Annotated in this window: 7 protein-coding genes; 2 read left to right on the forward strand and 5 right to left on the reverse strand. The window is 43.0% G+C overall.

The window, feature by feature from the left end:
* The first annotated feature begins 39 nt into the window (after nucleotides 1–39).
* Nucleotides 40–1893 carry a glycoside hydrolase family 35 protein gene (locus tag BUE31_RS10170; RefSeq protein WP_073402965.1) on the forward strand — a complete coding sequence of 618 codons (1854 nt, stop codon included), beginning with the start codon at nucleotides 40–42 and terminating at the stop codon, nucleotides 1891–1893.
* Nucleotides 1894–2040: 147 nt separating this feature from the next.
* On the opposite strand, the gene BUE31_RS10175 is transcribed toward BUE31_RS10170, so the two are convergent.
* The 4 genes from BUE31_RS10175 to BUE31_RS10190 form a co-directional block, all read right to left on the reverse strand.
* Nucleotides 2041–5202 carry a glycoside hydrolase family 31 protein gene (locus BUE31_RS10175; protein WP_083619663.1) on the reverse strand — a complete coding sequence of 1054 codons (3162 nt, stop codon included), beginning with the start codon at nucleotides 5200–5202 and terminating at the stop codon, nucleotides 2041–2043.
* 154 nt (nucleotides 5203–5356) lie between these two features.
* Nucleotides 5357–6547, reverse strand: a complete 1191-nt coding sequence (locus BUE31_RS10180; RefSeq protein WP_073402967.1) for an efflux RND transporter periplasmic adaptor subunit — start codon at nucleotides 6545–6547, stop codon at nucleotides 5357–5359.
* 1 nt (nucleotide 6548) lies between these two features.
* Nucleotides 6549–10925, reverse strand: a complete 4377-nt coding sequence (locus BUE31_RS10185; protein WP_073402969.1) for a CusA/CzcA family heavy metal efflux RND transporter — start codon at nucleotides 10923–10925, stop codon at nucleotides 6549–6551.
* Between the two features lie 80 nt (nucleotides 10926–11005).
* Complete coding sequence (locus BUE31_RS10190) at nucleotides 11006–11323, reverse strand: DUF6660 family protein (protein WP_143167080.1); 318 nt, start codon at nucleotides 11321–11323, stop codon at nucleotides 11006–11008.
* Nucleotides 11324–11440: 117 nt separating this feature from the next.
* On the opposite strand from BUE31_RS10190, the gene fucP reads away from it, so the two are divergent.
* Complete coding sequence (gene fucP / locus BUE31_RS10195) at nucleotides 11441–12676, forward strand: L-fucose:H+ symporter permease (protein WP_073402973.1); 1236 nt, start codon at nucleotides 11441–11443, stop codon at nucleotides 12674–12676.
* A gap of 276 nt (nucleotides 12677–12952) precedes the next feature.
* Here the strand turns inward: fucP and BUE31_RS10200 are convergent, their stop codons facing one another.
* Entirely contained in the window at nucleotides 12953–16525 is a 3573-nt protein-coding gene (locus BUE31_RS10200; RefSeq protein ID WP_073402975.1) for a VCBS repeat-containing protein, read from the reverse strand.
* Nucleotide 16526 lies beyond the last annotated feature (1 nt).

The following is a 16526-nucleotide window of genomic DNA, read 5'->3' on the forward strand; positions in this document are numbered from 1 at the left end:
ACCAATACCTTTTATAGTAAACATCTTAAATACATTATAATGAGAAAAATATTCCTTTCTTTCCTGCTGATTGCTTTTTGTGCCCTGCAGGGCATTTGCCAGTCAAAACACACATTTGCCATAACTGATGGTGCTTTTCAGTATGATGGAAAGCCTGTTCAGATCCATTCGGGCGAGATGCATTTTGCCCGCATCCCCAAAGAATACTGGCGGCAGCGTTTACAAATGCTGCGGGCTATGGGGATGAACACCGTAGCCACCTATGTATTTTGGAATCATCATGAAACCAGCCCGGGTGTATGGGATTTTAAAACCGGCAACCGCGATATCCGCGAGTTTATAAAAATAGCACAGCAGGAAGGTTTGATGGTTATATTAAGACCCGGCCCCTACGCCTGTGCCGAATGGGAATTTGGCGGCTATCCCTGGTGGCTGCAAAAGGATAAGGACATGGTGATCCGCAGTAAGAATCAAAAATTCCTTGATTCATGCAAAACGTACATCACCCAATTGGTTAACCAGGTTAAGGATCTGCAAATTACCCATGGCGGCCCTATTATTATGGTACAGGCTGAAAATGAGTTTGGATCATACGTTGCCCAGCGCAAGGATGTACCGTTGGCTGATCATAAAATTTACAGCGCTGCAATAAAAGATATGCTCTTAAATGCAGGTGTTGATGTTCCCCTGTTTACATCTGATGGCGACTGGCTTTTTGAAGGTGGCACTATAAAAGGAGCAATGCCTACAGCGAATGGCGAAACAGATACCAAGAATTTGAAGAAACTGGTAAATCAGTACAATAACGGTAAAGGTCCTTACATGGCAGCAGAATATTATCCTGGCTGGCTTGATCATTGGGGCGAAAAATTTGAAAAAGTACCTGAAGCTTCAGTAGTTAAAGAACTGGAAACTTTTTTAAAGGATACCGTTTCATTCAATATTTACATGGCCCATGGTGGCACCAACTTTGGTTTTACAAGCGGCGCCAATTATGATAAGGAACATAAAATTCAGCCTGATATTACCAGCTATGACTATGATGCGCCAATAAGCGAAGCCGGTTGGGCAACATCAAAATTTATGGCGATCCGTAATTTAATGAAGAAATATGTTACATATTCTGTACCCGAGGTACCTGCACAAATTCCGGTGATCCAGCTCTCTCCCATCAAATTAACAAAAACAGCCGACCTGCTGGAGATAGCTAAAAAACAGGAGCCGGTAGTAAGCGATACCCCGCAAACTTTTGAAAGCCTTAACCAAGGCCATGGTTATGTTTTATACAGCCGTAAGTTTACGCAGCCTATAAGCGGCACATTGCATTTGGAAGGTTTAAGAGATTATGCAACCATTTATGTAAACGGCGAAAAGGTGGGGGAGCTTAACAGGCAGGGGAATAACTTTACCTGCGCAATTGAGATCCCGTTTAATGCCCGCCTGGATATTTTGGTTGAGAACCTTGGCCGCATTAATTATGGCGGTGAAATTATTCATAACCTTAAAGGCATTATCAGCCCGGTTAAAATTGATGACCACGAAATAACCGGTAACTGGCAAATGTATAAGCTACCAATGGATAAAGTTCCTGCTTTACAGGCAGGTACTAATACCGTTGGTCACCCTACACTTTACCAGGGAACTTTTAATGTGAACAATACCGGCGATACCTTTTTGGATATGAAAAATTGGGGCAAGGGTATTGTTTTTGTAAATGGAATTAACATTGGCCGTTATTGGAAAATAGGCCCGCAGCAAACGCTTTATTTACCCGGCTGCTGGTTAAAAAAGGGGATTAACAGCATTGTTGTTTTAGATCAGTTGAATGCGGTAAAGCAAACGGAGATTACTTCAGTAACTACTCCGGTTTTGGATGCTGCCGTAGGGAAGTAGTATTGATAATTGTTTAACAAAAAAGGTGATTGGATACCCCAATCACCTTTTTTTGTTGTAGACAACCATCATCGTCTGTTCAACATTGTCAGATTTACGAAGTTTTAAAAACTTCGTAAATCTTTATATACTTCAAAATGACAAGGTTTACCTGTTCATCAAATTCACAACCTGGCTTGCCACAGTGCTTAGGTAGTCTGTTTTAATGTGCACCACCCCTTCCCTATCATTCTTATCGAAATAATAACCGGTTTTAGCGCTATCAAACTGTTGCTTGCTGCTGCAAACTTTAAGCTTTTTACCATTCAGACTAATGGTTTTAGGGTTTTCATTTTGATGGATCACTAATAAATAAACCCTTGTTTTATTTTTTCCTTTAAAGTCGCCTTGTGCGGCATTAATTTTAACCGCTACGTTTTTAGTAGTTGCATCAACCTCAATTAATGTCTTTGCAAATGCACCGGTTTTATACTGACGGGTTAAACCATCATCTTCATATAAATTGAAGGCTGATTTTTTAAATGGATAAACAGCAATGGTTAGGCTATCCGTTTTCTTTTCGCCATCATAGTTCATTTGCGGGTACATAGGTATAATAGCCCCTGCTTTTACAAACAACGGAAGTTTATCTAACGATGCCGGATAATTATTTAACCAGGTATTACCTGCAAGTTCTTTACCATTCCAGTAATCATACCAATTGCCTTTTGGCAGGTAAATACTATCGCGTTTGCTTTCGCTTTTATAAACGGGGGCAACAAGCAACCACTCACCGTTCATAAACTGGTATTGCGTTTTTTTGTCCCAGGTTACCGGGTCTTTAGGATATTCAAGCACCATGGCGCGGCTGGCGGGAACACCTGTTTCGTGAGATTGCTCACAATAAGTGTACATATATGGTGTTAACCGCATTTTAAGCTGCAGGTATTTCCGGTTGATGGAAGTATAGGGTTCGCCGTATATGTAAGGCTGCTTATCCTTTTTTGCCCAGCCGCTCATTACCATTAATACTGGGGTAAAACATTTCCATTGCAGGTCCCTTGTATAAGTAGAGTCGCTGCCGCCAAAAATACCATCAACATCCCCGGTGGCAGCATTAAAGCCTGATAAACCTGAGCCAATAACCGTTGGAATATGAAAGCGGATATATTCCCAGTTCCCTTTCTGATCGCCAGACCAAACCGTTGAGTAACGCTGTGTACCTGCCCAACCCATTACGCTCCAGATAAAACCACGGGCATCGCTGTTGTTTTCAATCCCTTCATACGCCGCTTTACATCCATCCAAAGCATACTTATAACCGGGACCTACCCAGGCAACGTCCAGTTTAGCTACCCGCGATCCATACTGACCAACTTCTTTGGCTATCTTCTCAACCCCATTCTCTGTCCATAAACCAGTGTAAAAGCCGCGCTTGTGCAACTCTTTAATGGTAGAATCAAGCTTAGTATAACCGCAGCCATAACCGTCATTGGGCAGGATCCAGCCGCGGGGCATATTGTTTGCAACGTATTTATCTGCCACCAGCTTTATAACATCGGGGGTAGTTCCGTTAATACCGCTGCCTGCATAGTTTTTGGTAGCATCACCCTTAACACCGCGATTGTAACAATTGGCATCGCCCATGCTCAGTGCCCAGCGTGGCATCAGGAACGGACGGCCGGTTATTTGGGTATAGCCATTTAAAACCTGCTTTAGCGACGGGCCATAAAAGTAAAAACAATCAAAACGGTTTTCGTTATGTGAGAAGGCTAACTGCTGTTTAAACGAGTAAACACCCGCATCAAAAGTATTGCGGAAAGCGCCATAGCCGGCTGTCGACATATAAAATGGCGCAGGATTGGCCCTTCCCCCATCATCCCAGCCACCGCCTTTTTCAATCAGGATATTCTTATCGCGGTGCGAGAAATAGCCGTTTTGCATCCCGCAGCCATAAAAATATTCATTGGGCTGGCGTTTCATAGTTTGTTTGGTATGCGCACCAAATGATAAAGGTTCAGCCTCCTCCCAAATCTGGCGGGTATCCGTAACATCGTACATGGCAAAGCGTAAAGGCGCTTTATATACCCGCACCACACAGGTCTTGCTTTTTATTTGATAATAACTGCCTTTATCGGTTGAATTTACCACGGGATTTTTTACCGCATAGCTCACCACAATATCATTACCGGCAGGGTTTGTAAACTCCCCGTCAGGTGTCATCCAGATCCTGAAAATATCATCCTTATAAAAAATAAGTTTAAAGGCCGACAGTCCGGCTGAGATGTTAAACTCGTTCTTGTTAGCTTTAAAAGCCGTTAAGTTTCCAACCTTTGATTCCTTAGCATCTATTTTTATTGAAAGCTTATTGTTCGATTGATTTTCATCTGCGTCATAATCTAACCTGAATTTTAAATTATGTGCAGGCCGGGTAGTTAAATCAGTTGCAGGTAATTTAACAATGATCTCTTCACCGGGAGCGATTCCCTTTTCGTTTGCCGGTACATCAACATCAATATCCTTTTTGCCATCAATATTACAGGTTAATTTAAATGCCGATTTGATTGTTTCAATACCGCTGTTTTTAACGGTTACTGCCAACACATCCGCTTTCGTAAAAGTATTATCCTCTTCATTATGCGATTGTAGCCGACCTATTGCCAAATCCTTTTTATAACCTTCGGCCAATGCAATATCATCAATCATCCAATACCAGCTGTAATAGCCTTTCCAATAAAAACGGACATAAACTTTTGGCTGATTGGCTGCTATTTTGGTAATGTTAAGCTCCTGGTTAATAGGCGTAAACATATCTGTTGCTGCAGGGGCGTTGTTCATCACATTAAAATCAGTCCATTTTTCGCCATCGGTGCTTATGCCTACGAATAAACCGGCGCCCGGGGCCGCAGCTTCATTGTTATAACGGAAAGTTTGCTGAAAACGCAGGATGACAGATGATTTTCCGGAGCAATCAATACTACTTGTTTGCATCCAGGTGTCAGGGTGCCAGCCCTTTTTTATCCATGTTGGCTGATCTTCATCAACAAAATACCCTGCCTGGAACTGTAAGTGATACCCCCGGCTTTTTGATGCTATAGGCGGCGCCTGTTGCTGGTATTGATACGAGCCTGGATAAGGCTGATTGGTAACCAGCCACTCCAGGCTTTGCTTGCTGTTATCAACGTTTTTCCAGCCTTCGGGCAATTTACCGGCTTTAAAGTTTTCTGACCAGAATACTTTTGGATCGGGCACAGCCTTTTGGCCAAATGCCTGCAATAAACACAATACCGCAGTTGCAGATAAAAGTATTTTTTTGAATGATTTACTCATAATGTAATATTTTTTGCCCTGATTTATTATTGGCAATACAGGAAGCTTTCAACGGCTTAACCTGTGTTAAAATAATTGGCAGATGAAAATTACCACTTTAATAAGTAACCGGCTAAAAATAAGGAACTAAACACCGCGCAAACGTTTGCAATAGCTATTCACCCTCCGCACCACCTGCTGCTTTTGATTCCAGGTAAAATGCTCCTTTGGTGGCTATCTGCACATTAGCAGGTAAATCCGTTAAGGGTTTTATCTGCACATAACCCAGTTCTGTTGCCCCGGCTGTAACTTCTGCTTTCTTAAATGTTACTTTGTTATTGCTGTTAGCCACTACTTCAAAAATGTAATACTTGCCTTCCGACCTTATGATGGCATCGACAGGTACGGCAGGGGTCATTTTACTGCCGGTACTTATTAAAGCCGTTACATACATGCCGGGGATCAGGTTTTTTTGCTCTTTGTTGTTGATTACAGCATGAACAATTACCCCCTTGCTTTCATTTTCAAAAGATTTATTAACGCCGTTAATAGTGCCGCTAATAACCTGGTTATCCTGGTTGGTTAGCTGGAAGCTTACTTTCTGACCAACCTTAACCCGCATCAGGTCTTTTTCAAAAACAGTAAGGTCGCAATGGATCTTTGAGTTATCCACTACCTCCATTATAGAAGTGCCGGGCTGTACAAATGCACCGGTATTAGCTGAGATCTGACCAATCGTGCCATTAATAGGTGATAGCACCGGAAACTGACTAACTATATTTCCATTTGAAATTTTACCCGGCGAAATACCCAACTGTTTTAACTGGCTTTCATAAGCAGCAATCCGCGAACTTTCGGCGTTAAAGGTTGCCTGTGCCGATTGAAATGATTTCCCAGTTCCCGCACCTGCGGCTTTGAGTTGCGTTTGCCGCTCGTACTCGGCCTGCACATAGGTAAAATTACTTTTTGCGGCGAGGTAGTCCTGCTGCAATTTAATCAGGTCCTGGTTTTTGATAGTTGCCAGGATCTGTCCGCGTTTTACCTGCTGACCTTCGAGCACGCTGATGTTACCGATAATACCACCTGATAGAATACTCACATCCGCTTTATTCTGCGGCGGAACAGCTAATTGGCCATTCGCTTTCACTACGGCATCCAGGTTTTTTTGCTCTATTGGGCCAATAGTAATGCCTACCGTTTTCATTTGTTCGGCACTGAGTTCCAACCTTTGTGATTTTTCTTTTCCGGTGGTTTCTTTGGTGACAGCATTATCTCCTGTTTTTTCCGAACCACCTGAACACGAAGCAAACAGCGTTGCAGTAAGTGCTAGTATTGTTATTAATAATTTATAGGGTATGGTTTTCATGTTATTCTCCTCTTAAAAATTGCAATTGAATGGCTGATTGATTTAAGCGGCTTACCGCTTCTACATAAGCTAATTTGGTTTGCACGGCGGCAGATACATTCTGAATATATTCGATGTAGCCGATCTCGCCCAGGTTAAAAGATATCTGCGCTATCCTTAATTGCTCATCCGCTTGTTTTAAACCTCCGGCTGTATAATACTGAACCGATTGATTGAACTTTTGATACTGCTGCAATTCCTGTTCGTATTGCAGGCGCACCTGGCTTTGGGTATGCAGGTAATTGGTTTGGGCTATCCGGCTTGATAGCTTCTCCGCTTTTACCCTTGCCCGGTTGGCATTATTAAAAACAGGTAATGCAAGCCCAACCTGGATCCCTGCAATTCGAGTACCGGGCGAATATCCTCTATCAATACTTGCAGGATTGAAACCGGAGACGACCAATTGCTGATTATACCCTAATGTAAGGTCAGGCATCCCTTTTGATTTTTCTACTGCGATGCGGGCGTTGGCTACTTCTATGTTTTGCTGTTCCGCATTAACCTGTGGATTATTGCCTGTGTTTAGCGAATCTGTAGCGATGCTTAACGCCAGGGGCAATTTCTGTTCAGCAATAATTATCGGTTCACTGGTATTAAGCAATTGTTTTAATGCCAGTTCATTGCTTGTTAAATCAGCTTGTACACTGATCTTAAGCGCCTGCACTTCCTGGTATTTGTTCCGTGCACTGATCAATTCAAGGTTGGACGTTTCGCCTGTTTTGAACCTTACTTCGGCCTTTTTCACAAAGCCATTATAAATACTGCCCTGGTAATTAAGGATTCGTAAAGTTTCGCGGTTAAGCAGGTAAGCATAATAAGCGTTCCGAACATCTTTTACAATTACCGCGCGGGTTATATTTCCCGTTCTTTCAGCCAATATGGTTTGCTGGTTGAACAGCTTCAATTGATTTTTGTACAAGCCGGGCCAGGCTATGTTCTGGGTAATCCCGATGGCATTATCCATATTGCCGCCGCTGGTTGGGTCCTGCGTCAGCATCACCTCTGTTTTTGGAAGATCAAATGCCGATTTTTGTAAGGCTCTGGATTGTTCAATCGTAAGGCTTGCTGATCGCATCTGCAGGTTATTCCGTAATGCTTTTGCAATGGCGCTATCCAATGTTAATGATTCGCTTTTTTGGGCATTAGCGGGCGTTGTTTTAAAAAGCACACTGCCACCAATAACTATTAAAACCAATAAGGTTTTAGGCACCTTAATATTTATGGCTTCCTTCCGGTTAAACAATAGGTACAGGCAGGGCAATACAAACAGGGTTAGGAATGTGGCCGTAATTAAACCGCCTATTACCACGGTAGCCAGCGGCCTTTGCACTTCTGCTCCAGCGCTTGCCGACAAGGCCATTGGCAGAAAGCCAAGCGAGGCTACCGAAGCAGTCATCAATACCGGCCGGAGCCTGGTTTTTGTACCCTGCAATACGCGGTCGTAAATATTATCAATACCCTCATCCTTAAGCTGGTTAAAATAACCTATCAGCACAATGCCGTTGAGCACGGCAACGCCAAATAAGGCAATAAAACCCACCCCTGCCGAGATACTGAAAGGCATTCCCCGCAGCATCAGCGCTGCAATCCCACCCATTGATGCCAGCGGAACAGCGGTAAAGATCAGCAGGCTTTGCTTAACAGAGCGGAAAGTTACATACAGCAAAATGAGGATAAACAGCAACGCCGCCGGAACAGCGATAGATAGCCTTGCCTTTGCCGCCTGCAGGTTTTGGAACTGGCCGCCGTAAGTTAAATAATAGCCCGCCGGCATCTTTAGACCGGCATTTAGTTTGGCTTTGATCTCATTAACTGTTGTTTCCACATCGCGGTCTTTTACGTTGAAACCTACATAGATCCGCCGCTTGCCATCCTCACGGGATACTTGTGCAGGGGCATCTTTAAAGGCTATATCTGCTACCTGGCTAAGCGGTACTTTATTGCCTGATGGTAAAGGGATCAGTAAATTCTCAACCCCCGAAATATTTTCACGCAGGTTCCGGTTTAACCTTACCACCATATCAAATCTTTTTTCGCCTTCAAATACAACCCCGGCTACACTACCTGCAAAAGCAGTTTTCAGGATCATATTCACATCACTGATATTTAAACCATATTGCGCCGCTTTATCACGGTTATAGGCAACCTGTATTTGTGGTAATCCGCTTACTTTTTCAATATAGGGTTCGCTTACGCCTTTTACATGGGCAATTAGTTTGGCTATTTTACCAGCCTGGGTAGCCAAAACATCCAGGTCATCGCCATATATTTTAATGGCTACATCCTGCCTTATCCCTGTCATCAACTCGTTAAACCGCATTTGCATAGGCTGCGAAATTTCAACATTGATCCCCGGGATAACTTCCAGTGCTTCTTCTATCTTAGCCATCATTTCCTCACGGGTTTTTGCCGACTTCCATTCGGCTTTGGGTTTCATAGCCAGCATCATATCGCCCTTTTCCATCGGCATAGGATCGGTAGGAATTTCCGAGCTGCCGATCCGGGTAACAGCCTGTTTGATCTCGGGAAACTGATCTTTCAGGATCTTCTCGGCTTTGCTAAAGGTCTTTACCACTTCTGTAAGCGATGTACCCTGCATCATGGATATTTCAACGGTAAGGTCACCTTCTTCCAGTGTTGGGATGAATTCTCCCCCCATCCGGCTAAATGCCCAAATCGAAATTCCGAAAAGGACAAACACGATGATTACCGTAATAATTTTAGCTTTTAAAACTGCGATTAATGCCCGCTGGTAGATCCTTTGCAGAAATTCGATGATCCGGTCGGAGATATTCCGTTTATGCGAGGTTTGCTTACTTAAAAACAAAGCGCTTGCCATGGGTACATAAGTTAGCGACAGGATAAAAGCACCCAATATGGCGAAGGCTACGGTTTGCGCCATTGGCCTGAACATTTTACCCTCAATGCCTACCAGCGACAACAGCGGCAGATAAACAATCAGGATAATGATCTGTCCAAACGCGGCAGACTTCATAAGTTTACCTGCACTGTCTCTTACTTCCGTATCCATTTGTCCGGCTGTTAGTTTGGGAATGCCCTCCTGTTTATAGCGGCCCGTGGTAATATGGTGCACCACGCTTTCTACTATAATTACTGCGCCATCTACAATCAATCCAAAATCTATTGCACCCAAACTCATCAGGTTGCCCGAGACCCCGAACAGCCGCATCATAGAAAAAGCGAACAACATGGCCAAAGGGATTACCGATGCCACTACCAAACCGGCGCGAAGGTTCCCTAATAACAGAACCAATACAAAAATCACGATGAGCGCACCTTCCAGTAAATTGCGTTTTACCGTTCCTATCGCCCGGCCAACCAATTCTGTACGGTCAATAAATGGCTCTATCACCACTCCTTCGGGCAGCGATTTTTGTACCTGCACCATCCGGTCTTTTACATTTTGAATCACCTGGCTAAAGTTTTCACCTTTCAGCATCAGGGCCACCCCGGCAACAACCTCGCCTTCGCCATTGCGGGTTACCGCGCCATATCGTGTTGCGCTGCCAAACTGAACGGTTGCAATATCGCGCATCAATATGGGTGAGCCTTTGGTGTTTTTCACCACAATCTTCCGGATGTCATCCAGGTTTTGCACCTGTCCCAACCCCCTTATAAAATAAGCCTTACTTTGCTGCTCAATGTAGGAACCTCCTGTATTTTCATTGTTCTTTTGCAGGGCCTCATAAATTTCGGGGATAGTTAAACCCAATGAATTAAGCTTATCATTATCAAGCGCTATCTCATACTGTTTAACATAACCGCCCCAGCCGCTTACTTCGGCAACACCAACTGTTCCGGCTAATTGGGTTCGTACCAGCCAATCCTGGATGGTACGCAATTCGGTTGCGGTATATTTATTTTCATACCCTTTTTTGGCATGGATCACGTACTGGTAAATTTCTCCTAAGCCGGTTGTAATAGGCGCCAATACCGGTTCGCCCAAGCCTGCCGGGATACTGTTTTCAGCTTCCTTTAGCTGCGCGTTAACCTGCGCCCTTGCCCAGTAAATATCCACGTCATCTTTAAATACGATGGTAATAACGGAGATGCCCGAACGTGATATGGAGCGTTTTTCAATGATCCCGGCAATATTTGCCATGGATAGTTCTATAGGGGCGGTTATAAACTGCTCCACTTCCTGTGCCCCCAGGCTGGGGGCTTGTGTTATGATCTGTACCTGGTTATTGGTAATATCGGGCTGCGCGTCAACCGGCAGGTGATAAACAGAATAAACTCCTGCAAGCACCAGCACCAGCGTCATGATCCCGATAGTTACCTTGTTCCTGATAGAGAACGAGATGATCTTATCAAACATAAATGGTAAAAATTAATACGAATACAGATAAGCCATGCAATGTGATATTGCAGGCGATTGATTAATGAAATTTTGTCGTATTAACTTATTTGAGGGGGCTGCCAGATGGCGATGCTTTGTTCCCTGATAGCGGCAACGGCATGTTCAGCATATGAACGTGCAATGGTTTGCGTAAATATGGTAAGAGCAGGGTTTGAGGTCAATTGCCTGGCCGTAGAGCAGCAGGTACAGCTGCAAAAAGGCGGACAAGTTTCCTGTCCGCATAGGTCATTACCTGAATGACTTTGTTGAACAGCAGCATGGATTTTTACATGAGCGGCAATCTCATTCCTGTCCTGGCAAGGCAATAAAGCCAGGAGCACAAAATAGATACTGAAGATGAAAGCCAGGTATTTCATTCGAAGCAAAGGTAAATAATCTTTCCCGACCCGGGTAATTGAAAGAAAACCTAATTCAAATCTGCATTTGAATAATATTTCGCTTACATTCACCATACCAATACAAAAACTATCATTATGCAGCAAAAAGCGGCCTTTACCGAGAAGCGGTTTATACTAACCTTTATTTTTGTAACCTCCCTGTTTTTAATGTGGGGATTGCTGCACTCTATGAGCGATGTGCTGAATAAGCATTTTCAAAATGTGCTCAATCTCTCCAAATCCCAATCAGGCTTAATCCAGTTCTCCGTTTTCGGCGCTTATTTTATTATGAGTATCCCTGCGGGTTATTTCTTAAAGAAGTTTGGTTATAAACCAGGTGTAATTCTGGGGTTGATTTTATTTGCCTCTGGTTTATTCTTGTTTGTACCTGCTGCCAACGCGGCCTCATTCACTTTTTTCAGGATAGCCTTGTTTATTATGGGTTGCGGCATGGCTACATTAGAAACTGTGGCACATCCCTTTGCCGCAGCATTAGGTGACCAGCGCCGGAGTGACCAGCGGGTGAATTTCGCACAAACCTTTAATGCCTTAGGTACCATGATTGGCCCCGCTATTGGCTCCTATTTCCTGCTGAGTTCCGATACCGTGCGCTCAACCGACCTTACCTCTGTAAAAACGTTGTATGTAGCTATCGGCTGCGTAATTATCCTCATAGCGGTTGCCTTTATGTTTTTAAAAATTCCCGCTTTAACAGACCCGCATATAGAAGCCTCGGCAACAGATTTGGATGCTGTTAATGTAGATGTTGCACCATCAAAAAAATTATACCAGCATTCACATTTTGTATGGGCAGTAGCAGCGCAGTTTTTTAATGTAGCGGCACAGGGGGGCACCTGGGCGTATTTCATTAACTATGGTGTGGACATTATGCATTTCAGCAATGAAAAGGCTGGGTACTTTATGATTATTTTTATGGGGATGATGGCCTTAGGCCGTATTGTAGGCACTTCGTTAATGACGTTTATCGCGCCAAATAAATTGCTGGCGGCATTTGCCTGCGGCAGTATTTTAATGTGTTTAATAGTAGCACAAAGCTTAGGCTGGACATCGTACATCGCCCTGCTCATGATCAACTTCTTTTTCAGCATTATGTTTCCTACTATTTTCAGTTTGGGAATCAAAAACCTGGGCAGTCATACACAGCAAGCTTCGTCCTTTATAGCCATGGGGGTAGTGGGCGGCGCGGTATTCCCGCTGTTGATGGGGCAAATAGCTAATCACGACGTAGCTAAAGCCTATTACTTACCTATAATTTGTTACCTGGTTATTTTCTTTTTTGGCTACAAGTTCTATAAAGTAAAAAAAGCATAATCCGCGCCGGCAAAGCGTTCCATTTTTGCACACGGAACACCCGGAACGCTGTGAAACATTCTGACTATCAAATACTTAGCCATTTATCAAGAATCAAATAAGTGTAAGTAATTCATAATCAAGATGTTTCACCAATGTTTATATCGAACTCACGTTAAATTAGTATTGCACAAATAAAAAAGCGCTCCGGGTCTCAACCGAAGCGCCAGTTTACCAACAAGTAACTCACAACAAATACACTATCAAATGTTGCCATGTGATAAGGCAGATTCTTATTCAATGCGCAATAGATATGCTCCTGCTCTGTCCTTTATTATTTGTTATTTCAACAGATTTCACTGCTGCATTTACAGTTAAAAACCTTCCGGATTGCGACAGGAATGATGATCCATAATAAAATTCCTGCCTTTGTTTTTTCCCGTTGTTATAAGTAACAATCGCGCTTTCGTCACCAGGCTGCAGTTTTATATTATTTGTTTTCCCTTTCAGCTCAAATACTTTTAAAGCGCCACTGTTTTGGCTTGCAGCCAGCATATAGCCACCCTTGCTGTTTTGCAGTTTTACCAGCGCTTTACCGTCGCCGGGGATATAAATGCCGCTTTGAAGGATACTTTGAGGACTAAAGTTTCCTTTGCCATCGCCCTTAAGCATTAAGCCGTTTAAGGCATCATAACGCCCAACACCAACCTCGGTACCAAAATCGTTGCCATTTATCATTATATCAAGGTTGCCATCACCATCAAAATCATCAACCACCATTCCGTTTATTGCTGATACCTGTGCCTGTTTTGGCAATGGGATCATGGTGAACCTGCCATTTCCGTCATTCCTTAAAAAGCAGGAAGCTGAAGTATTTGATTTTAATCTCAATCCCCCTTTTCGCATTTCGGGAGTTATCACCTCATCCATTGTGGCAGTGGCGTATGATCTATAGTTGGTGTACCTCTTTTTTATGCTGATCATCTCCTTTAATATATCTTCCCGGCCTACCACAGGGAATTCTTTTTTCACCCCGTTTACATCGGGCAAAAAGATAGAGGTAAAGGCGTTGTAGCTCCCGTTCTTATCAAAATCTTTAGCGGTTATGTAAACAGGATATTGCTCACTGGCTTTGTATAAAGTGTTTAAACCAACGTTGCCCACAATATAATCCATCCTGCCCGTATGCCTGAAATCGCCGGCTACAATACTGTTCCACCAGCCCGTTTTATTAGCTATTCCAGTAGTTTGAGTTGCGTTTTTAAATATGCCGTGATCATTTTTCAGGAATGTTACAGGCATCCATTCGCCGGCCAGTACCATGTCGGGCCAGCCATCGTTATCATAATCTGTAAAAAGGGCATCGCACACCATACCTATGTTTTTTAAAGCCGGCGCTACTTCGTTGGTTACATCGGTAAATTTCACTACACCGTTTTTACTGTCGTTACGTAATATGCAGCTTGATACAGATCTTGGATAATTCCAGGGATCAACCCTGCCCGATACAAAAAGGTCAAGCTTCCCATCTTTATTATAATCAAAAGCCCTTACGCACAGTTTACTTGTACCATTTATTGGCAAAGCGTTTTCAGCTAACTTAAAATTACCTTTTCCATCGTTTATATACAGCTTATCCTGGTAAGTGGTATCGCCCGGCGCATTCTGGTAACCACCCCTTGTGATATAAAGGTCTAACTTACCATCGCCATTGGCATCAAATAAAAGCAAGCCTTCGTCTTTCGTATTCGAAAACATATTTTGGATCGGTGTAATGCCGTGCTGAATAAACGCTCCGTTTTGCTGCTGCAGAAATACTTGTGCCGGAAAAAATGAATTACCACCAATAACAATATCATCTAATCCATTACCATCCACATCGCCAACGGCCAGCGCTGGGCTATAGTCCGAAAGTTTGTGAGGCAATAATTTCTGAATATTAAAGTCGACAAAATCCTTCTCCTTATGGATGTAGTTAATGTTTTTTGCTTTGGTTACTTCAGTAAATAAAGCCTTATCCGCAGTTTTAGGAGCCCCCCATAAGTAAGGCTTTTTTGCATTGGCAATGTTAACTGTAATTACCTGGTTAGTTTTAACCTGTTGCAATACCTGCTTTTTACCGTTTGGCCACCTGATAACTACGGAATCAAGCAGGTGGATTTTACCCAGGCCAAAGTGGGCAATGTTTTGGTTTGTTGACAGATAGCCTCTGTAAGGGTTATTTTCAGCAACCTGGTGTTTATTGTGGTTATAATAAATATCTGCCCAGGCGCCCAACCCATTTAAATTATGGCTATCCCCTTTAAACTTTATTTGAATGTAATTGGTGTTTGTGGTGTCCTTCTCGCGAGAAGTGTTTTTATAGATCAGCGCCTCATCGTTAATATTATTGATGATCAGATCCATTGTTCCATCGTTATCCAAATCGGCATACACAGCCCCATTTGAAAACGTGGGGACATTTAAGCCCCAGTCTTTAGTTTCATCATTGAAGGTAAGATCACCCTTGTTACGGTAAGCATAGTTATGGATCTTTGCAGAAGGGATCTGGTCAAGTACCTGTTTTTTTGACCCCACAGCGTAAGCGTTCTGGCGATAAGTCATAAAATCACGATCCGTTATGTCTTTTGGAAAACCATTGGTAATAATAATATCCCTATACCCGTCATTATTAAAATCAGTTACTACTGGTGTCCAGCTCCAATCGGTTTGCGAAATGCCGCTCATAAATCCAATTTCGCTGAAAGCCGGGCTGCCGATGGTATCGTTTTGCAAAAGCCTGGGGCCCTGGTTAAGCTGCAATGTGTTCCGTACATATTGATACTGGTAACCAAACAGATCAAAACTTTGTATGGCCTGGTAGCTGTTGGGCCCCATTATCATTTTTTTTCTATAATTATCTTCCGGGTTCATATCAAGCTCAACAACGTCGGCAAGGCCGTCATTGTTAATATCAACAATATCCTCCCCCATTGCGTTAAGCGAAGTATGCTTAAAATACTCCTTCGACCGTTCGCTAAAAGTTCCGTCGTGATTATTTATATATAGTAAATTTGACCCTATAAAATCATTACTTACATAAATATCCTTCCAGCCATCTCTGTTAATGTCAACAATAGTTGCCGCATGCCCGAAACCCGGGAACTTAATGCCGGCTTTTACCGAAACGTCATGAAAAACAGGGTGTTTTAACCGCGGGTCCCATTCATTGTGATATAGCCTCCCCGTACTTGCAACAGTGCCTTTATCCTTTGATCCAAACACATTTGGGTAGTAATGTTCATTTGCTTCGTTAACGGTAAGGTACATGTCCAATTTCCCATCATTGTCATAATCAAAAAAAGCAGCCATGGTCGATTGTACATTTATATCAAGCCCATATTCTTTTGCCATTTCCTTAAAATGAGGAACACCCTCCTCATCAGCCCCCTGGTTTATATATAAAAGATTAACGCGGCGTGCCGAATCTTTGTAAATGGTGTTACAGACGTAAATATCCATTAGGCCATCATTATTTATATCGATAATGGAAACACCCCTGCCCCATCTGCCCATGCCGGCAACACCCGCTTTTTCGGTAACGTCTTCAAATTTAAAATCGCCTTTATTTATATACAGGCGGTTAGATACCCTGTTCCCGGTAAAATAGATGTCCTGCAATCCATCATTATTAAAATCGCCAATGCCAACACCTCCCCCGTTATAAATATTTACTACATCCAATGGGTTTATTGAGTCGCTTTCGGCTATGTTATTATTAAAAGTAATGCCTGAATGCGACGAAGGGATCTGTTGGAATAATGTTGGCTTTTTGCACGAAAGAAGGCAAACCACACAAAAAAAGAAAAGTATTTGGATCTGTTTATTCATT

The organism is Mucilaginibacter sp. OK098 (genome assembly GCF_900142915.1).
GTDB lineage: Bacteria > Bacteroidota > Bacteroidia > Sphingobacteriales > Sphingobacteriaceae > Mucilaginibacter.

What these genes read in the sequence shown, in the direction of transcription:
- BUE31_RS10170 (WP_073402965.1), top strand. Translation starts at nt 40, where the DNA reads ATGAGAAAAATATTCCTTTCTTTCCTGCTGATTGCTTTTTGTGCCCTG.
- BUE31_RS10175 (WP_083619663.1), bottom strand. Translation starts at nt 5,202, where the DNA reads ATGAGTAAATCATTCAAAAAAATACTTTTATCTGCAACTGCGGTATTG.
- BUE31_RS10180 (WP_073402967.1), bottom strand. Translation starts at nt 6,547, where the DNA reads ATGAAAACCATACCCTATAAATTATTAATAACAATACTAGCACTTACT.
- BUE31_RS10185 (WP_073402969.1), bottom strand. Translation starts at nt 10,925, where the DNA reads ATGTTTGATAAGATCATCTCGTTCTCTATCAGGAACAAGGTAACTATC.
- BUE31_RS10190 (WP_143167080.1), bottom strand. Translation starts at nt 11,323, where the DNA reads ATGAAATACCTGGCTTTCATCTTCAGTATCTATTTTGTGCTCCTGGCT.
- fucP (WP_073402973.1), top strand. Translation starts at nt 11,441, where the DNA reads ATGCAGCAAAAAGCGGCCTTTACCGAGAAGCGGTTTATACTAACCTTT.
- BUE31_RS10200 (WP_073402975.1), bottom strand. Translation starts at nt 16,525, where the DNA reads ATGAATAAACAGATCCAAATACTTTTCTTTTTTTGTGTGGTTTGCCTT.